Consider the following 18,317-nt stretch of genomic DNA (forward strand, 5'->3'; position numbering starts at 1 on the left):
TGAACCGGCCTCGGGGATGCATTGCGCCATCAGCAGCGAAGCGCAAACCGCCTTGTCGACGTCGCGATCGACAGACGTCCACAACCTCTTGAACTCCGCGCCGCCATTGACCACGCGAAAGCGTCCGCACTACTGAGGGACCGGCAGTCGCGGCCGACCCTCATCGCGAACAGAATGACGGCATCCGGTTTCGAATGCCGAATGAAAGGGAAGCTGGATATGGCTGGGGCGCTGAACCGAATTTTTCGCTGCGAAGTCTGCGGAAATAACCAACTCGAACCGGTTCTGGATCTCGGCGCCCATCCGATGTGCGATGATCTCGTTCCCGTTGGGGATGATCGACGCTGCAAGGAATATCCGATCGAGATTCTCTTCTGTCACCGTTGCGTGACCGCGCATCAACGTTTCCAGATACCGAAGGACGAGCTTTTTCCCCCCTCTTATCACTACCGCTCACGGCACACCGTCGACGTGCTCAACGGGATGAAGCAGCTCGTGCAAGCTTGCATCGACGACAATGGGCCGCTGGAGGGAAAAAAAGTTCTCGACATCGGCTGCAACGATGGAAGCCTTCTGTCGATCATCAAGGATGCCGGAGCGAGCGCTACATTTGGAATCGAGCCGACTGGCGCAGCCGACGATGCCGCGGAACGCGGGCATGGCGTTATGAAGGATTTCCTGACAGAAACCGTCGCACGCGAGTTCGTTCAGAGATTTGGGCACCCCGACATCATCACCTTCACAAACGTCTTTGCCCACATCGAAGATCTGGAAGCTGTGATCAGATCGCTCCTGATCTTGTCCAACGATCAGACCGTCATCATCATCGAGAATCACTATCTGGGATCAATTATCGCCCGTAAGCAATTTGATACATTCTACCACGAGCATCCGAGAACCTACAGCTATACATCATTCACATTCATCGCCACATCGCTGAAGAGGCGCGTTGCAAAGGTTGTGTTCCCGCAGCGTTACGGCGGCAATATTCGCGTGACGTTGAAGCCCGAAGCGACCGGCAACGGGCATGATGCATCGGGGGAGGTCGGCGGGCGGGAGCTGTCGTTCGGCGCCCAGCTGAAAGATATGGCCCGCGAGATCGAGATATGGAAGCGCAAGAAGCGCGCGGAACTCAACGCAGCCTTCGCGCGCGGTGGGAAGCTCTCCGCGAAGGCCTTTCCGGGACGGTCCGCCATCCCGGTTAAGCTCTTGGGCCTGGATGAATCGATTCTTGCGGCAGTCTACGAGAAGCCCGCATCCGGCAAGATTGGTCACTACGTGCCGGGAACCCGCATTCCTATTCTCTCGGACGACGCCTTCGATCCCGCCGTGGAAAAAGGTCCGGTCTTGAATCTGGCGTGGCACATTGCCGATGAGATTCGCGCCTACATGTCGGGCAGAGGCTATCAGGGTGAACTGATCGACATCATTGCTCCGTCGAACTTTGAGGACGCGCCGTGAAGATTGGCATCCTGGGCGGTGGTTTCGGCTTGTATGGATACTTGCCCGCGCTCACGGTCGGCCTGGGACTGCATGTCGTTCTACCGCGTCGCTACCAGAGTATTCTGCTTGAACGCAGGGATGTGCGTGATCTCGCATCCCGGATTGACTGGGTAGAGAGCGACGAGCAAATGCTTAGAGAGTCGACAGCGCTGATCATCGCGCGTCGGCCCGTGGATCAGGCCGAGGCGATCAAGTACATCGTAGGCATGACGAATCTGGAGCGCGTCTTGCTCGAAAAGCCAGTTGCTCCGGATCCTGTTCAGGCCAGACAACTGATGGCTCTGCTCATGCAGAGCGGAAAATCGGTCGAGGTCGGCTATAGTTTTAGATTTACGGATTGGAGCAAGCACCTGGCTGAATGGCTGCAGCACGCCGATGCCAAGGCGACCCTGAGCATCGAATGGAGGTTCAGGGCCCATCACTACGCTAAAGGGCTCGATAACTGGAAACGGCGCCGGAGCCAAGGAGGTGGCGCACTGCGCTTCTTCGGAATCCACCTCATCGGTCTCCTGGCGGAGCTTGGCTATACGGCTGCTGATCACAGCAAGCTGTCTGGGGCGTCCTCCGATGATGCGGAATGCTGGTCCGCTAGCATCACGGGGCCCGGCTTGCCCCGATGCAACCTCGTGGTCGACAGCAACTCGGACCAGTCCATCTTTCGTCTCGATGGGGGTAGCCCCACTTCCTCCGCCAGCTTGATCGGGACCTTGCGCGATCCCTTCCAGAATTCTCCAGCGCTTGGCGAATTTGACCGCCGCACCGATGTTCTCATGAAATTGTGCAAGGCGACTTTCTTCGGCCCGGCCGATACGCCCGATTGGCTGCATGCATCGATCGACTTGTGGGAGCTGATCGAGCGCGGCACACAGCGCTGCGCCAGAGCAATGTGATCTGTTGCGATGTCAGCGTAACGCTCCAGCGGGAGCTTTCGATCACGAAATGACGATGGATAGCGCCATGCAAAATGAAATGACCCCGGAAGCGGCAGCTGGACCACTCTCGCAGAATCCAGTACCTCGGCGGAAAACGCTTAGTGTCATAACTCCTTTCTTTAACGAAGAAGCGAGTATCGTGGAATGCATAGAAACTCTTGGCAGAATTTTCCGGGAGCAGCTCCCGGATTACGACCTTGAGCATATATTCTGCGACAACTGCTCGACCGATCAGACTCTTGGGATTATTAAGGCAATCGCGGCGAGAGACCCGAGCATCAAGATCATCGTCAACTCACGTAATTTTGGGATTCTTAAGAACACTTATAACGGCGTTCTCGCCTCGACTGGCGACGCTGTAGTCCTCTTCATGCCCGCAGACCTACAAGACCCGCCAGAACTGATTCCGGAATTCGTAAGTTGGTGGGAGCAGGGCTTCGAAGTTGTTTACGGTATTCGAGCCACGCGAGAGGAAGGCATCGTCATCAAGGCCGCTCGGCGCGGGTATTATCGCTTACTCAGCAGATTGACTTATGTCGACTACCCACCGGACGTTGGGGATTTCCAACTCGTCGACAGAAAGGTCGTTGAGGCGATGAGGCAGATCGATGACGCGCAGCCGTTCATGCGCCTCATGACGTTTGATGTCGGCTTTCGCTCAAAGGGCATCGAGTACAATTGGAGAGCCCGCAAGCACGGAACATCACGAAATCAACTTTCCCACATGTTCGAGCAGGGCCTCAACGGCATCATAAGCTTCAGCGGCGCGCCAGTTCGGATCGCCCTGTTATGCGGATTTTGCATTTCTCTGCTGAGCGTTCTTTACGCGCTTCTTATCGCAGCCCTCACCGTGACGGGACATGTTTCCGCGGGTGGCGGAATCCCAACCATCATAATCTCTCTCTTTTTCTTCGGCGGCGTACAACTTTTTTTCTTGGGTGTGATCGGCGAATATATCGTTGCGATATACAATCAAGTGCGGAAAAAGCCTCTTGTCATTGAGCGAGAGCGTATTAACTTTAAATAATAGTGTTGTTTTCTATTGGAAGATCGCAAAAATGAAGGTATTTTTAGAGAGACTTTCGTGCATAGAAAGCCGATTACTAAGAGTAATAGCTATTGGAATTATAAATACAATTTTTGGATATTCAATTTTTTTGATATCATATCTGATATTAAAAGATCATAATATTTCAATATCACTAGCTACAGTTGTAGGTGTAATTTTTAATTACATGACAGTCGGAAATTACATTTTCGACAATCAAGGATGGAAGCAATTTCCGTTATTTATTATCTCATATATTATATCATTCTTGGCAAATATCTTGATATTGAATGCATTGGTATATTTCGAGCTTAACGTCATCATTGCGCAGGCATTAAGTTTGCCCCCAACGATAGCAATATCGTATCTATTTAACTCTCGAATATCTTTTCGAAAAAATATCGATAGACCCACAGACGTCGTTTAATGAGGCTCACGACCATAAATTTCCTTAGGAGGCTTATGTGTCAAACGGCGCTCAATATTGGGGTCTGACGTTGTCCCCTGAAGCGCCCTCGTTCATAACTGGACTCTGTTCTCGCTGTGATCCGTCCTGGATCGGGTTGCAAACTCATTCGGAGTGAGGCCGCCAAGGCTCGTATGCGGCCGGCGGTCGTTGTAGTCCGTTCTCCATTCTCCGATCAGCCGGCGAGCGCTCGGCAGGTTGCGGAACATGTGCTCGTCCAGGCATTCGTCCCGGAAGCGACCGTTCAGGCTCTCGACGAAGCCGTTCTGCATGGGCTTGCCCGGTGCGATGTAGTGCCACTCGACCCGGCTGTCTTCCTGCCATTGCAGGATCGCGCGCGAGAGGTCAGCTCGGTGCCGTTGTCGCTGACGACCATGAGCGGCCGGCCGCGCAGGGCGATGAGCACATCGAGTTCGCGGGCGACCCGCTGGCCGGAGAGCGAGGTGTCGACGACGAGCGCCAGGCACTCTCGCGTAAAGTCGTCGACGATGACCAGCACGCGGAAGCGCCGGCCATCAACCAGTTGGTCCGCGATAAAGTCGAGGCTCCAGCGCTGGTTCGGCCCCTGTGGCACGGCCATCGGCGCCCGCGTTCCCAGCGCGCGCTTGCGCCCACCACGCCGGCGCACCGTCAGCCGCTCCTCACGATAGAGCCGGAACAGCTTCTTATGGTTCAGCGCGACACCGTCCCGCCGCAGCAGGATGTGCAGGCGCCTGTAGCCGAACCGCCGCCGCTGACCCGCCAGGGTCTTCAGGCGCTCCCGGATCGTCGCGTCGTCGGACCGACGCGAGGCATAGCGATAGGTCTTCGGGTCAAGCCCAATCAGGCTGCACGCCCGACGCTGCGAGTAGCTCTTCTCTTCGATGGCCCAGGTCACAAACGCTCTCCGCGATCCGGGCTTCAGAAGTTTTTTCCAAGCGCCTCGCGCAACGTCGCGACGTCGAGCATCGACTCCGCCAGCAGCTTCTTGAGCTTCCGGTTCTCGTCATCGAGCGCCTTCAGCCGACGGGCGTCCGATACCTCCATCCCGCCAAAGCGATTGCGCCAGTTGTACAAGGTGGCGTCGCTGATTCCGTGTTTCCGGCAGATATCCGCTACCGCGACCCCGGCCTGATGCTCCTTCAGGACCGCGATGATCTGCTCTTCGCTAAACCGGCTCTTCTTCATCTCCGTCTCCCTCCGACGGAGTCCAATTCAAACCGAGGGCGCTTCAGGGGGCAACGTCACTGGAAGCGGCCAGCAGGTCGGCCAGCATCAGGGGCAGGCTCACAACTCAGCTAAATTCTCTCTGATTCAGGCTTTTACGATGGCCTTGCCAGTCAAACCTGCCCTGGCGCAGGCGTTTCGAGTGTCGACGATCAGTTTGGCACTTTCCACCAGAGCTCGATAGTCGACCGCATCATGATCTGTTGCAATCAATACCGCATCATAACTCGCTATGTCGTTGGCTGTCAGAGGAACCGAGGCGCGTCCAGCGAGATTGCCGTGCTTACGGGTTGGCGGTAGCGCCGGAACATGCGGGTCATGATAGTCGGCTTGCGCACCTCGCTTTTCCAAGAGCTCAATGAGCTTCAACGAAGGGCTTTCGCGCGTGTCTTCGATATTTTTTTTGTAGGCGATACCGAGCACAAGAATGCGCGCCCCGCTTAGTCCACGGCCCTGCTGCCGATCCAGCGCCTCGGCGACGCGGTCGATCACCCAATGCGGCATCGCCGTGTTGATCTCGCCGGCGAGCTCGATGAAGCGCGTGGGGACGTCGTATTCGCGCGCCTTCCAGGTCAGGTAGAAGGGGTCGATCGGGATGCAGTGGCCGCCGAGGCCCGGGCCCGGATAGAACGGCATGAAGCCGAAAGGCTTGGTCTTGGCGGCGTCGATCACCTCCCAGATGTCGATGCCCATCGCCGCGTAAACGGTTTTGAGCTCGTTCACGAGCGCGATGTTGACGGCGCGGAAGATGTTCTCGGTCAGTTTTACCGCTTCGGCCGTCGCCGTGGAGGAGACCGGTACGGCCTTGACGACGAGCGTGCCGTAGAGGGCGAGCGCCATGGCGAGCGCATCCGCCCCGTCGCCGCCGACGATCTTCGGGATCGTCGACGTCCCGAAGTCCGGATTGCCCGGGTCCTCGCGCTCCGGCGAGAAGGCGAGGAAGAACTCCTCGCCGCTCGTCAGACCGCTCGCCCTTTCCAGGATCGGCCGCATCACCCCGTCGGTGGTGCCTGGATAGGTCGTCGATTCGAGCACGACGAGCTGGCCTTTGCGCAACCGGGTGCTGATCGCCTCCGTGGTCTTGACCACATAGGAGAGGTCTGGCTCGCGATGTTTCGTCAGCGGCGTCGGCACGGCGATCAGCAATGCGTCGGGCTCGGCCATGCGGTCGAAGTCGGTGGTTGCGACGAAGCTGCCGGTCTTGGCGCCCTCGATGATCAGGTCCAGCGGGATGTGCTTGATCGCGCTGCGGCCGGCATTGAGATCGTCGACGCGCTTCTGGTCGATGTCGAAACCAATGACCTTGATGCCCTTGCGCAGCGCCGCGAGAGCGAGCGGGATGCCGACATAGCCGAGGCCGACGATACCGACCACGATGGAGCGGTCGTTGGCGCGTTCGATGAATCGCTGCGCGGCTGGCGAAGTCACGGTGCATCCCGAAATTGCGGCAAGATCGGCCGCTGGCCTGCCTTGGGCGTGCTTCTTCCAGAGTTGCCAAACCAGGTCAACATCAGCCGGGACATCCGCAGCACAGGCCTGCTCTGCACCCGGCTGTTTTGCCAGCGCGCGCTGCGGCCCGCTCTAATCTTTGAAGATGCTCTTGAAATGCCGGTTGATGGCGGTGTGGTCGACAACCACGCCGTGGTTCCGTTCGGTGAGAATGGCGGGGTGCCAGTACCAGTCGTCGAAGCCAACATTGAGCCGGTCGTAGTCGGCTTCCGCCAGCAGGGTCCGCATCTCTTCGCGCCTCGGCTCGATGAAGTTGTGCTCGATGGTGAGGAGCGCGATGCGATGACGCGCGAGATCGATGGTGCGCAGGATGTCGAGCTCGGAGCCCTCCGTGTCGAGTGAGACATAGTCGAAGCCGGTCTCGGCGAAATCGCCCATCGCCGCGATCTCGGCGAAGCTGATGGTTTTGACCTGGATCAGCCCATGCGTCGCGGCTGCCTGAGCGCGATCCTGCGCATAGCGGTCACTAGCGGCGAATTCCGCCAGGGTTCCGATCTCCTGGGAAGGGATGAAAGACAGGACCTGGCCGGACTCGCCGTAGACGGCCCGTTCAAGACAAATGGCGCTGCGGCTTTCGTTCAACCTGGCGAAGAGGGTGGGGTTCGGCTCGACGCAGACGCCTTTCCAGCCATGCTCGCTTTCGAGGAAGTAGCTGTTGCTGTGCAGGACGCCGTCGAAGGCGCCGATTTCCGCGAAGCGGCCGTCACGGCGGCCATTGCACATGGCGAAGACCCAGCGTTCCTGCTCGATCTGCGAATTGGTCGGCATCTCATAGGCGATCGCAGGATCGAAACGCTCCGCTTCTGAATCTGCCATCGCCTGTCTCGCCACTCCGCTGATACGATCGTAGAGAGTCGCTACCGCAAGTGAAGCCGGAGCTGCCGCAGTTAGTGGATCTCCGGTTCCGCCACCTTCGCCGTGCCGGCGAGGTAGTCGAAATCGCAGCCCTTGTCGGCTTGCAGGATATGGGCGGCGGACATCTTGCCCCAGCCGCGGGGGTAGTCGCGGTCGGGCGGTGACCAGACCGCGAGCCTTGTCGCGATCTCGGCATCGCTGAGCGCGACCGAAATCGTGCGCGCCTCGACATCGACCGTGATGATGTCGCCGGTCTGCACGGCTGCCAGCGGGCCCTTGATATAGGCCTCGGGCGCGATGTGGAGCACGCAGGCGCCGTAGCTGGTGCCGGACATGCGCGCGTCGGAGAGCCGCAGCATGTCGCGCACGCCCTGCTTCAGCAGCTTCTTCGGGATCGGCAGCATGCCCCATTCCGGCATGCCGGGGCCGCCGACCGGGCCGCAATTCTTCAAAACCATCACATGGTCGGCGGTGACGTCGAGATTCTCGTCGTTCACCGCCTTCATCATCGCATCATAGTCCTCGAAGACGATGGCCGGGCCGGAATGCTTGAGCAGGCGCTCCTCGGCCGCGGACGGCTTGATGACGCAGCCGCCCGGCGCGAGGTTGCCCTTCAGCACGGCGAGGCCATTGGCGGTCGAGACCGGCTTGTCGAGTGGGCGGATGACGTTGTCGTCATAGACCTTGGCGAGCGCGATCGTCTCGGAGAGCGGTTTGCCGGTCACGGTCATCGCGCCGGTGTGGAGCTTGCTCTCGAGTTGCTTCAGCAGGGCCGGCAGGCCGCCGGCATAGAAGAAATCCTCCATCAGGAAATCGCCGGAGGGGCGCAGATTCGCGATCACCGGCACCTTGCGCGAGAAGGCGTCGAAATCGTCGGGGGTCAGCGGCACGCCGGCACGGCCGGCCATGGCGACGAGGTGGATGATGGCGTTGGTCGAGCCGGCGACCGCCATGTGGACGGTGAGCGCATTCTCGAAGCTCTCGCGGGTCAGGATGCGGTCGGGCGTCAGGTCTTCCCAGACCATCTCGACGATGCGCTTGCCTGAGGCCGCGGCCATGCGCGGATGGGCGGCGTCGGCAGCCGGGATGGCGGAGGCGCCGGGCAAGGTCAGGCCGAGCACCTCGGCATGGCTCATCATGGTCGCGGCCGTGCCCATGGTCATGCAGGTGCCGTGCGAGCGGGCGATGCCGCTCTCCATGTCGCGCCAGTCCGCGTCGGAGATGTTGCCGGCCTCCTTCTCGGCCCAGTACTTCCAGACATCGGCGCCGGAGCCGAGCGTCTTGCCGGCCCAGTTGCCGCGCAGCATCGGCCCGGCCGGGACGAAGATGAAGGGCAGCCCTGCGCTGCAGGCGCCCATGATCAGCGCCGGGGTCGACTTGTCGCAGCCGCCGAGCAACACCGCGCCATCCAGCGGATGGGACCTGATCGATTCCTCCGCCTCCATCGCCAGGAAGTTGCGATAGAGCATCGTCGTCGGCTTCTGGTACTGCTCGGAAGCCGACATCACGGGGATCTCGACCGGGAAGCCGCCGGCGGCCCAGACCGCGCGCTTCACCGCCTCGGCGCGGTCACGCAGATGGGTGTGGCAGGGGTTGATCTCGGACCAGGTGTTGAGGATGCCGATCACCGGCTTGCCCATGAACTCGTCATGGTTGAGGCCCATCTGCAGCGCCCGCGAGCGATGCCCGAAGGAGCGCAGGTCGCTGGCGCCGAACCAGCGCTTCGAGCGCAGCATGTCGGGCGTCTTGCGGGGATGGGACATCGGCGTTTCCTTGGATTCTTGGTGTTCTAACTAGGTAACCGGGCCGGGGGCGTCATGGTCGGGCTTGACCCGACCATCTCGGAAACCAGTGCTCTCCCGTCCTGAGATTCTCGGGTCTGCGCTTCGCTTCGCCCGAGAATGACGCTGGGAGTTACTCCGCCGCTACCCGCTGCGAGCCCCAGCCTCCGACGATCTTGCGCAGTTCGGCGCGCTCAGCCTCGTTCAGCTCGGGCAGGCCGGGCAGGCGCACGGGGCCGACATTGGTGCCGAGCAGGCCGAGCGCCGCCTTGACCACGGTGACGTTGGCGCCGTTGCCGTATTTGGTCCGTAGCGTCTCGAAGCCGGCGATCTCGTCGACCAGTTGGCGGGCGAGCCCGTAGTCATTGCCTTCCAGGGCGCGCCAGATTGCGAGCGAGCGCTCGGGTGCGACATTGACGAGGCCGGAGGTGAAGCCGCGGGCGCCGAGCGCATGGAAAGGCGCGGCCCAACCTTCGGCGAGGCCGCAGATCCAGTTGGCGCTGGTGCCTTGCGTGGCGCGGACGCATTCGGCGAGCAGCATCACATTGGGCGAGGCGAACTTGACGCCGGCGACGTTGGCATGGGTCGCGACGCGGGCGAGGTCCCTCACGCCGATCGCATCGGAGCGGATATAGGCGACGAGCGGGATCGTCAGCGCATCGGCGATGGCGAGGATGTAGTCGGCCTGGCTCTGCGGAGCCGCGAAGGGGTCGAGCGGATGGTGCACCATCACCGCGTCGCAGCCAGCCCTGGCGGCGAGCTTGCCGGTCGAAATCGCCTCGCGCAACGAGCGGCCGATGCCGGCGGTGACCAGCGCCTTGCCGCCAGCGGCTTCGGCCGCGACAGCGTGGCTGCGCACCACTTCCTCGGTCGTCATCGGGTAGAACTCGCCGGTATTGCCGGCCGAGACGATGTTGTGGATGCCGGCCTCGGCGATACGCCGGACGATCGCGCCGGTCAGCGCCCAGTCGGCCTCGCCATCGCCCTTCCAGGCGGTGACGTGTACGCCCGAGATGCCGCGCAGCGCGCTGCGAACCTTGTCACTCATCATAGTCCAATCCTTCCGCATCGGCGCCGAAGACCTGGCGCACATGGCTCTTGGCGGAGCGCACGATATGGCTGCGCATGCGCTGTTCGGCCCGGGCCGGCTCGTGTGCGCGCAGCGCTTCGAAGATACCGCGATGCTCGTCGAAGCCCCGGGCGCGCTCGCTGGCCTCGGCCAGCAGGGCGATGCGCTGGGCATGGTCGTACATGCGCTGACCGTCGAGCCGGCGCTCGAGATAAGCACAGCCGGAAACCCGGTGGATCATGCCGTGATAAGCCTCGTTGAGATGGACGAGGTCTTCCAGAGCACTGTGCTCGGTCGCATGCGCCATCTCGTCGATCAGGCGGGCCATCTCGGCGATCTCGGTCGCGCTGATCCGGTTGGCGGCGATATGGGTCATGACGCTTTCGAGCGCGGCGCGGCCGAGCGCCATCTCCAGCGCCTGGCGGGCGGAGAATTCGACGAAGACGCCGCGGCGCGCCTCGGTGCGCACCAGGCCCTCGCTCTCGAGCATGCGGATCGCGTCCTTCACCGGCGTGGTGGAGACACCGAGCATGTCGGCGAGCTGGCGCTCGTTCAGTCGCTCGCCATTGCGGAAGCGGCCGGCGACGATCGCCCGGCGCAGGCGCTCGTGCACATGCTCGCGCAGCGAGCGCAGCAAATGCGGCGAGACAGGTTCGATCGCGAGCGCGTCTGACATCCGGTTTCCCCTGGCGCGGTTGCCGCGCGATTCTTCTCGCGGCCGGCCCCTCGCCATTGCCTCACCAGACATCACAAAGCGCAAGTGACATCAAGTCTGAAATTTCAGATTTCAAATCTGGAATTGCGTGCTATGCAGTCGAGCAAGAGGCCGCAAGACGCCGGAACGGCAAGGGCCGGATTGACATGACGAGGGAGGATTGGATGACATCGATCACACGCCGCAGCCTGCTCGCCGGAGCCGGCGCCATGCTGGCCGTGCCTGGCTTTACCCCGGCCTTGGCGCAGAGCGGCTATCCCGGAGGCAAAGTCGTCACCATCGTGGTGCCGTTCGCCGCCGGCGGAACCACCGACATGCTCGGCCGCATCCTGGCCGACCGCCTGGGCGCGCGTCTCGGCGGCAAGTTCATCGTCGAGAACCGGGTCGGAGCCGGCGGCAATACCGGCTCGGCGGCGGTCGCGCGGGCTGAGCCCGATGGCTACACCCTGACCCTGGGCACGGTCTCGAGCCACGCCATCAACCCGGGTGTCTATGCCAAGATGCCTTATGACCACATCAAGGATTTCGCGCCGATCTCGCAGCTCGCGAGCGTGCCGAACATCCTGATGGTCAATCTCGATCTGCCGGCCAAGACGGTGCCGGAGTTGATCGAGCTCTTGAAGAAGAACCCGGGCAAATACTCCTTCGGCTCGTCCGGCGCCGGCACCTCGACCCATATGGCGGCGGAGCTGTTCAAGGTCTCGACCGGCACCGACATGGTCCATGTGCCGTATCGGTCGAGCGGGCAGGTGACGCAGGACCTGCTTTCCGGCCAAATCCAGATCACCTTCGACAACATCACCATCGCCTGGCCGCATGTCGAAGCCGGCAAGATCCGCGCGCTCGCCACCGCGACGCCGAAGCGGCTCGCGGTCGCGCCCGATCTGCCGGCGCTGTCGGAATTCATCCCGGGCTACGACGCCAGCTCCTGGCACGGCTTCTTCGCCCCCTCGAAAGTGCCGCCGGAGATCGTCGCCAAGCTCTCCACCGAGACGCAGGCGATCATGCGCGAGCCGGCGGTGATCGAGCAGCTCAAGAAACTCGGCGTCGACTCGGTCGGCTCGACCCAGGCCGAATTCACCGCCCATATCGCCAGCGAGACCAAGCGCTGGGCTGAAGTGGCGCAGAAGGCGAATGTGAAGATCGAGTGACCGACCGCGCGGTAGCATTTAAACGCGCCGTCATCCCGGGCGACCAAAGGGAGACCCGGGATCCATTCCGGAACGCTTCAGGAATGGATCCCGGATCGGCGCCGCTGACGCGGCTTGTCCGGGATGACAACGTCGAGTGTTCGAAGAACTCCAAGGCAAGGACTGATTGGTTCATGACCACCCTGACCCAAGAGAACCGCGAGAAGCTGAAGCGCGTCTCGACCGCGACCCTGACCACGGCGCTGTTCAAGCGCGGCCTGCGCAACCAGTTCATCCAGGATGTGCGGCCGCTGTCGCCGAGCGCGCCGCGCATGGTCGGCGAGGCTTTCACGCTGCGATATATCCCGGCGCGCGAGGACCTCGACCATCTCAGCGTGTTCGAGGGCACGCAGCACCCGCAGCGCGTCGCGGTCGAGACCTGCCCGCCTGGCCATGTCATGGTGATCGACAGCCGCAAGGATGCGCGCGCGGCCTCGGCCGGCTGCATCCTGGTGACGCGCCTGATGCAGCGCGGCGCCGCCGGCATCGTCAGCGATGGCGGCTTCCGCGACAGCCCGGACATCGCCGCGCTCGGCTTCCCCGCCTATCACAGCCGGCCGAGCGCGCCGACCAACCTGATCCATCACCACGCGCTCGACATCAACGCGCCGATCGGCTGCGGCGACGTGCCGGTCTATCCCGGCGACATCGTCGTCGGCGATGGCGAGGGCGTCTGCGTGATCCCGGCCGATATCGCCAACGAGGTTGCGGCCGAGGCCTATGAGCAGACGGCCTATGAGGACTTCGTCGAGGCCAAGGTTCGGGAAGGGCGCGGCATCTTCGGGCTCTACCCGGCCAATGCCGAGACCAAGGCCGAGTTCGCGAAATGGCGGCCCGATTGGAAGTGAGTCTCGCGCTTACCCGCAGGTGAAGCGCGGGCGAGCCTTGTGAAAGCCTGCGCCTAACCGACGTCGCCAGCCAGCGGCGCTGGGAATCCGTCAACGACAACAAAAGTATGGGGGAACCACAATGGTCGATACATCTCGCCGTCATCTTCTGAAGGGCGGGCTCGCCGCCGCGGCCAGCTCGGTGCTGGCCGGCCCAGTGCTGGCGCAGGGCTTCCCGTTCAAGCCGAATCAGCGCTATCCGGACCCTTCGGTCGATATCCTCCATCCGAGCTTCGCCAAGTACCGGATCTATTCGAGCACGGTCGAGCAGGTCGGCACCGGCATGCGCTGGGCCGAAGGGCCGGTCTATTTCCCGGAAGGCCGCTACGTTCTCGTCAGCGACATCCCGAACAACCGGATCATGAAATATGACGAGGTGAAGAACAGCTTCACCGTGTTCCGCGAGAACGCCAACTACGCCAATGGCAATGCCCGCGACCGGCAGGGCCGGCTGATCACCTGCGAGCATTCGGTGACGCGGCGCATCACCCGCACCGAGAAGAACGGCCGGATCACCGTTCTCGCCGACAAGTTCGAGGGCAAGCGGCTGAATGCGCCGAACGATGTCGTCGTCAGGGCGGACGACACGATCTGGTTCACCGATCCGCTCTTCGGCATCAACGGTGAATGGGAGGGCTCACGCGCCAAGCCGGAACAGGCGACGACCAACGTCTACCGGCTCGCTCCCGACGGCAAGCTGACGGCGGTGATCACCGATCTGGTCAATCCCAACGGGCTCGCCTTCTCGCCCGATGAAAAGAAGCTTTATGTCGTCGAGTGGCGCGGCACGCCGAACCGCAGCATCTGGAGCTACGACGTCGATGGCGAGGGCAAGGTCTCGAACAAGGTCAAGCTGATCGACGCCGCCGATTTCGGCGCGCTCGATGGCTTTAGGGTCGACCGCGACGGCAATCTCTGGTGCGGCTATGGCAGCAATGGCGCGCTCAATGCCGAACCCGCCGATGCCGGCGGGCGCAAGGTCTTTGGCCTGCGCGGCAAGTCGGAGGACCTCGACGGGGTGATGGTGTTCAGCCCGGCTGGCAAGCCGCTCGCCTTCATCCGCCTGCCCGAGCGCTGCGCCAATCTCTGCTTCGGCGGACCGAAGGGAAATCGCCTCTACATGGCGAGCTCGCACTCGCTCTATTCGCTCTATGTCGAGGCGCACGGCGCGGTGTGACTGAGAGCCCGGTCCGATAAGCTTGCACCGCAAGCTGATCGGATCCGCCTCTACCCCGCAGCGAGCCGTTCGCGCACCATCGGGATGACCTCGCGGCCATAGAGGTCGATGCAACGCAGCAGCTTGTCCTGCGACAGGGGACCGGCGCTGATCTTGAGCTGGAAGCGCTGGAGGCCGAGCGCTTTCACCGTCGCCGCGATCTTGCGGGCGACGGTCTGCGGCGAGCCGAGATAGAGCGCGCCGCCAGCAACCTCGCGCTCGAACTCCTCGCGCGACATCGGCCCCCAGCCGCGCTCGGCGCCGATGCGGTCGCGCATCGCCTTGTAGGCCGGGAAGAATTCCTCCGCCGCCTGTGTGTCGTTCGCCGCGACATAGCCCGGCGAATGCACGCCGATCGGTCGCTCCGCGTGCCCGAGCCGCGCAAGCGCGTCGCGGTAGAGCTGGGCGTAAGGGGAAAAGCGCTGCGCCGGGCCGCCGATGATGGCGAGCATCAGCGGCAGGTCGTAGCGGGCCGCGCGCACCACCGATTCCGGGCTGCCGCCGACGCCGATCCAGGTCGTCAATTCGCCCTTCTCCAGCGGCGGGAAGACCTGCTGGTCCTTGAGCGGCGGGCGTAAGCTTCCCTCCCAGGTGATGCTCTTCTTGTGGATCAGCTCGGCGAAAAGGTCGAGCTTCTCCTCGAACAGCACCTCGTATTGGCGCAGGTCGAAACCGAAGAGCGGAAAGGATTCGGTGAAGGAACCGCGGCCGAGGATGACCTCGGCGCGGCCGTTGGAGAGCGCATCGACCGTCGAGAAGCGCTGGAAGACCCGGATCGGATCGTCCGAGCTCAGCACTGTGACCGCCGAGCCGAGGCGGATGCGGCTGGTGCGGGTGGCGATGCCGGCGAGCACGGTCTCGGGCGAAGACACCGCGAAATCAGCGCGGTGATGCTCGCCGATGCCGAAGAAGTCGATGCCGAGCTCGTCGGCGAGCACGGCCTGCTCGACGAGGTCGCGGATGACCTGCGCATGCGGAAGCAAGGCGCCGTCCGGGCCGGCGGTGACGTCGCCGAACGTGTCGAGGCCGAGTTCGAGATTGGCGGGCATAAGCGGGGTCCGGGACTGGTACGGTGCGCCGCAAGGCCGGCGCCCGCGCCATCTGGCGCCGTGATCCCCACCGTTCAAGAGGCACCGGCGCCGAAAGCTCTATGCGAATTCGCCAAAATCGGTACCATAAGGAACAATAATATCCGCCCGACCCCCATTTGGGTGTGGCGGAGGGGATATGATTGCTGTTGCCTGGCGCAGACCTCAAGAGGGGCGGAGTCGGGCGTGGCCACAAGGGAGGATTGGTTCATGGGCGGCGAAGCTGCGGCCGAGAGCGCTCGTTCGATCGTCGACAATCCAATGCTGCTGCCATTCTTCGATCTCTCCTTCGATGAGATCGAGCTGCTGTGCCGGGTGACGGCGCAGTGGCGCGACGACTCCAAGGAAGTCGTCGACAGCGCATGGTTCGCGAGTTTCATGGGCGCACGGAAGGAACCGGCTCGATAGGCGAGGCGCTTCTTGTCACGCTCGGCATGGTCGCCATCGTGGCGGCTGCATGGTGGGCGACGAACCGATGGCGGCTCTGAACTGGCCGCCCGTAGGCGATCAGGCCGCCGGTCCGAGCCGGGCACGGCCAAGGACGATCACGCCGATCGACCTCCCGCGGATCAGCCGGGCGGCCACTCGCCATCCCCGTAACCGGAGCCTGCACCGATCGCCCCGGCGGAACGGGCGCCGCTCTCATCCTTGAGCGCGACACCGGTCAGGCTTCGCGCAAAGGCCTCCCGGATCAGCCAGGCGGCGCGCGCCGCAGCCTCGGCAGCCGATAATCCGGCGTCATGCACATTCGAGATGCAATTGCGCTCGCCATCCTGCCGTCCGGGGCGTGGCGCGTAGGTCAGATAGAGGCCGAGGCTGTCGGGCGTCGACAGCCCGGGACGTTCGCCGAGGAGGATCAGCGCGAGCCGCGCCCGCTGCAATTCGCCGATCTCGTCGGCGAGCGCGACCCTGCCCTGCGTGGCCAGGGCGATCGGGCCAAGGCGCCAGCCGGCGCTCCGCACATGATCGACAAGCGAGCGCAGGACAGGAAGCGCATGGGCCTGGACCGCGCTCGCGGAGAGACCGTCGGCGATGGTGATCGAGAGATCGACCGGATCCGTCGCGCCCGCTGCCACCGCCTCCCGGTCCGCCGGCAACAACCTGCGGCCGAGATCGGGACGCAGGAGATAGGAGTCCCGGGTCGGCGCGCGGCTCTGCACGCGGACGACCTGCAAGCCGATCCTGCCGACCTCGCGGGCCAGCATGTCGGTATCGAGAGCGGCATGGACCGCGTCCCTGGCGCGGGCATGCGCGAGCGCGAAACGCAGGGTTTCGCTGGTCGGCAGCCCGGAGCCGGCGCGCCCGAGCGCGATGCGCGCCGGTGTGAGCGCGGCAAGCCGCTTCCAGCTCTCGATCTCGCTCATCGCGCTTCCAGTGCGGCGAAGGAGGAGAGCAGGCGGGCCGCGGCCGCCTGCGGCAGCAGCCGGCCGTCGCCGCCAGTGATGCCCTGATCCTGCAGCCAGGCCTCGAATTCCGGCGCCCGCTTCAGCCCCAGCAGGTCGCGGATATAGAGCTGGTCGTGAAAGGAGGTCGACTGGTAGTTCAACATCACGTCGTCGGCGCCGGGCACGCCCATGACATAGGTTACGCCGGCGGCGGCGAGCAGCGTCAGCAGCGCGTCCATGTCGTCCTGATCGGCCTCGGCATGGTTGGTGTAGCAGACGTCGCAGCCGAGCGGGACACCCATCAGCTTGCCGCAGAAATGGTCCTCCAGCCCGGCGCGGATGATCTGCTTGCCGTTGTACAGGTATTCCGGGCCGATGAAGCCGACCACGGTGTTGACCAGCAGCGGATCGAAGGCGCGGCAGACCGCATAGGCACGCGCCTCGAGCGTCTGCTGATCGACGGCGTGATGCGCCTCTGCCGACAAGGCCGAGCCCTGGCCCGTTTCGAAATACATGACATTGGAGCCGAGCGTGCCGCGCTTCAGCGACAGGCCGGCCTGGTGGGCTTCGCGCAGAATGGCGAGGTCGACGCCGAAGGAGCGGTTGGCCGCTTGCGTGCCGGCGACGGACTGGAAGACCAGGTCGACCGGAGCGCCGCGTCCGATCAATTCGATGGTCGAGGTGACGTGGGTCAGGACGCAGCCCTGCGTCGGTATGGCGAAGCGCTGGATGACCTCGTCGAGGAGATGGAGCAGATCGCTCAGCACCGACAGATTGTCGGAGACCGGGTTGATGCCGATCGTCGCGTCGCCGCAGCCATAGCTGAGCCCGTCGAGGATGGAGGCGGCGATGCCGCGCGGATCGTCGGCCGGATGGTTCGGCTGCAGCCGCACGGCCATCGTGCCCGGCAAGCCGATCGTGTTGCGAAAGCGCGTGGTGACCTGGCATTTGCGGGCGACCGAGATGAGGTCCTGAAGGCGCATGATCTTCGAGACTGCGGCCGCCATCTCCGGCGTGATCCCCGGCGCCAGCCGCGCCAGGACATCGCTCGTCGCCGCGTCGGAGAGCAGCCAGTCGCGGAATGCGCCGACGGTCAGGCTCGCGACCGGGGCGAAGGCGGCGCGGTCATGTCCATCGATGATGAGCCGCGTGATCTCGTCGTCCTCGTAGGGGACAAGCACTTCGCTGAGGAAGGTCGCAAGCGGCAGGTCGGCGAGGGCAAAGCGCGCCGCGACCGCCTCCTCGGCGCTGGCGGCGGCAAGCCCGGCGAGTTCGTCACCGGAGCGCGGCGGCGTCGCCTTGGCCATCAGCTCGCGCAGATCGCCGAACCGGTAGGTAGTCTGGCCGATGACATGCCGATAGGCCATCAAACGCTCTCCACATCGCAGCGACGCCACGGCATGCAAGCATGCTGCCGCGGCGCGGTCACGCGGAGCTTTCGGCTGACGGAGACTTCGAGAGTCGCCC

At 63.2% G+C, this 18,317-nt stretch carries 16 protein-coding genes and 1 pseudogene; 8 read left to right on the top strand and 9 right to left on the bottom strand.

Annotation, left to right across the window (positions count from 1 at the left end; genetic code table 11):
* Positions 1-21 precede the first annotated feature (21 nt).
* The 4 genes from ACSQ24_RS01980 to ACSQ24_RS01995 are packed head-to-tail and all read left to right on the top strand — an operon-like array spanning position 22 to position 3,910.
* Positions 22-1,461, top strand: a complete 1,440-nt coding sequence (locus tag ACSQ24_RS01980) for a class I SAM-dependent methyltransferase (protein WP_436093063.1) — start codon at positions 22-24, stop codon at positions 1,459-1,461.
* On the top strand, positions 1,458-2,393 hold the full coding sequence (locus ACSQ24_RS01985) for a hypothetical protein (protein ID WP_436093064.1): 936 nt from the start codon (positions 1,458-1,460) through the stop codon (positions 2,391-2,393). Before ACSQ24_RS01980 ends, ACSQ24_RS01985 begins: the two co-directional genes overlap by 4 nt.
* A 55-nt stretch (positions 2,394-2,448) precedes the next feature.
* Positions 2,449-3,462 carry a glycosyltransferase family 2 protein gene (locus ACSQ24_RS01990; RefSeq protein WP_436093065.1) on the top strand — a complete coding sequence of 338 codons (1,014 nt, stop codon included), beginning with the start codon at positions 2,449-2,451 and terminating at the stop codon, positions 3,460-3,462.
* Positions 3,463-3,493: 31 nt separating this feature from the next.
* On the top strand, positions 3,494-3,910 hold the full coding sequence (locus ACSQ24_RS01995) for a GtrA family protein (RefSeq protein ID WP_436093066.1): 417 nt from the start codon (positions 3,494-3,496) through the stop codon (positions 3,908-3,910).
* Positions 3,911-4,002: 92 nt separating this feature from the next.
* On the opposite strand, the pseudogene ACSQ24_RS02000 reads toward ACSQ24_RS01995, so the two are convergent.
* The 6 genes and pseudogenes from ACSQ24_RS02000 to ACSQ24_RS02025 all read right to left on the bottom strand — a co-directional run bounded on the left by ACSQ24_RS02000 (position 4,003) and on the right by ACSQ24_RS02025 (position 11,045).
* A pseudogene (locus ACSQ24_RS02000) lies at positions 4,003-5,116 on the bottom strand (IS3 family transposase).
* A gap of 126 nt (positions 5,117-5,242) precedes the next feature.
* A complete protein-coding gene (locus tag ACSQ24_RS02005; RefSeq protein WP_436093067.1) occupies positions 5,243-6,583 on the bottom strand; it encodes a nucleotide sugar dehydrogenase in 1,341 nt (446 codons plus the stop codon).
* Between the two features lie 153 nt (positions 6,584-6,736).
* Positions 6,737-7,480 (bottom strand): FkbM family methyltransferase, encoded by a 744-nt coding sequence (locus ACSQ24_RS02010; RefSeq protein WP_436093068.1) that lies wholly within the window; start codon positions 7,478-7,480, stop codon positions 6,737-6,739.
* A 71-nt stretch (positions 7,481-7,551) separates the two neighbouring features.
* The gene (gene araD / locus ACSQ24_RS02015) at positions 7,552-9,282 is read right to left on the bottom strand and encodes an L-arabinonate dehydratase (protein WP_436093069.1); all 1,731 of its coding nucleotides are present in this window, start codon (positions 9,280-9,282) and stop codon (positions 7,552-7,554) included.
* A gap of 151 nt (positions 9,283-9,433) precedes the next feature.
* On the bottom strand, positions 9,434-10,348 hold the full coding sequence (locus ACSQ24_RS02020; protein ID WP_436093070.1) for a dihydrodipicolinate synthase family protein: 915 nt from the start codon (positions 10,346-10,348) through the stop codon (positions 9,434-9,436).
* A complete protein-coding gene (locus tag ACSQ24_RS02025; RefSeq protein WP_436093071.1) occupies positions 10,341-11,045 on the bottom strand; it encodes a GntR family transcriptional regulator in 705 nt (234 codons plus the stop codon). Before ACSQ24_RS02025 ends, ACSQ24_RS02020 begins: the two co-directional genes overlap by 8 nt.
* 203 nt (positions 11,046-11,248) lie before the next feature.
* On the opposite strand from ACSQ24_RS02025, the gene ACSQ24_RS02030 reads away from it, so the two are divergent.
* The 3 genes from ACSQ24_RS02030 (at position 11,249) to ACSQ24_RS02040 (ending at position 14,338) form a co-directional block, all read left to right on the top strand.
* The gene (locus ACSQ24_RS02030) at positions 11,249-12,235 is read left to right on the top strand and encodes a Bug family tripartite tricarboxylate transporter substrate binding protein (RefSeq protein ID WP_436093072.1); all 987 of its coding nucleotides are present in this window, start codon (positions 11,249-11,251) and stop codon (positions 12,233-12,235) included.
* A 173-nt stretch (positions 12,236-12,408) separates the two neighbouring features.
* Positions 12,409-13,122 carry a ribonuclease activity regulator RraA gene (locus tag ACSQ24_RS02035; protein WP_436093073.1) on the top strand — a complete coding sequence of 238 codons (714 nt, stop codon included), beginning with the start codon at positions 12,409-12,411 and terminating at the stop codon, positions 13,120-13,122.
* Between the two features lie 121 nt (positions 13,123-13,243).
* A complete protein-coding gene (locus ACSQ24_RS02040) occupies positions 13,244-14,338 on the top strand; it encodes an SMP-30/gluconolactonase/LRE family protein (protein WP_436093074.1) in 1,095 nt (364 codons plus the stop codon).
* Between the two features lie 50 nt (positions 14,339-14,388).
* Here the strand turns inward: ACSQ24_RS02040 and ACSQ24_RS02045 are convergent, their stop codons facing one another.
* Positions 14,389-15,426, bottom strand: coding sequence for an LLM class flavin-dependent oxidoreductase (locus ACSQ24_RS02045; protein WP_436093075.1), 1,038 nt, complete (start codon positions 15,424-15,426; stop codon positions 14,389-14,391).
* Between the two features lie 249 nt (positions 15,427-15,675).
* Between ACSQ24_RS02045 and ACSQ24_RS02050 the strand changes: the two genes are divergently transcribed.
* Positions 15,676-15,873 (top strand): hypothetical protein, encoded by a 198-nt coding sequence (locus ACSQ24_RS02050; protein WP_436093076.1) that lies wholly within the window; start codon positions 15,676-15,678, stop codon positions 15,871-15,873.
* 161 nt (positions 15,874-16,034) lie between these two features.
* On the opposite strand, the gene eutC is transcribed toward ACSQ24_RS02050, so the two are convergent.
* Both eutC and ACSQ24_RS02060 read right to left on the bottom strand, forming a co-directional pair.
* The gene (gene eutC, locus ACSQ24_RS02055) at positions 16,035-16,829 is read right to left on the bottom strand and encodes an ethanolamine ammonia-lyase subunit EutC (protein WP_436093077.1); all 795 of its coding nucleotides are present in this window, start codon (positions 16,827-16,829) and stop codon (positions 16,035-16,037) included.
* Positions 16,826-18,217, bottom strand: a complete 1,392-nt coding sequence (locus ACSQ24_RS02060) for an ethanolamine ammonia-lyase subunit EutB (RefSeq protein ID WP_436093078.1) — start codon at positions 18,215-18,217, stop codon at positions 16,826-16,828. Before ACSQ24_RS02060 ends, eutC begins: the two co-directional genes overlap by 4 nt.
* Between the last annotated feature and the right edge of the window lie 100 nt (positions 18,218-18,317).

Source organism: Allobosea sp. LjRoot237, from assembly GCF_964253285.1.
Lineage (GTDB): Bacteria > Pseudomonadota > Alphaproteobacteria > Rhizobiales > Beijerinckiaceae > Allobosea.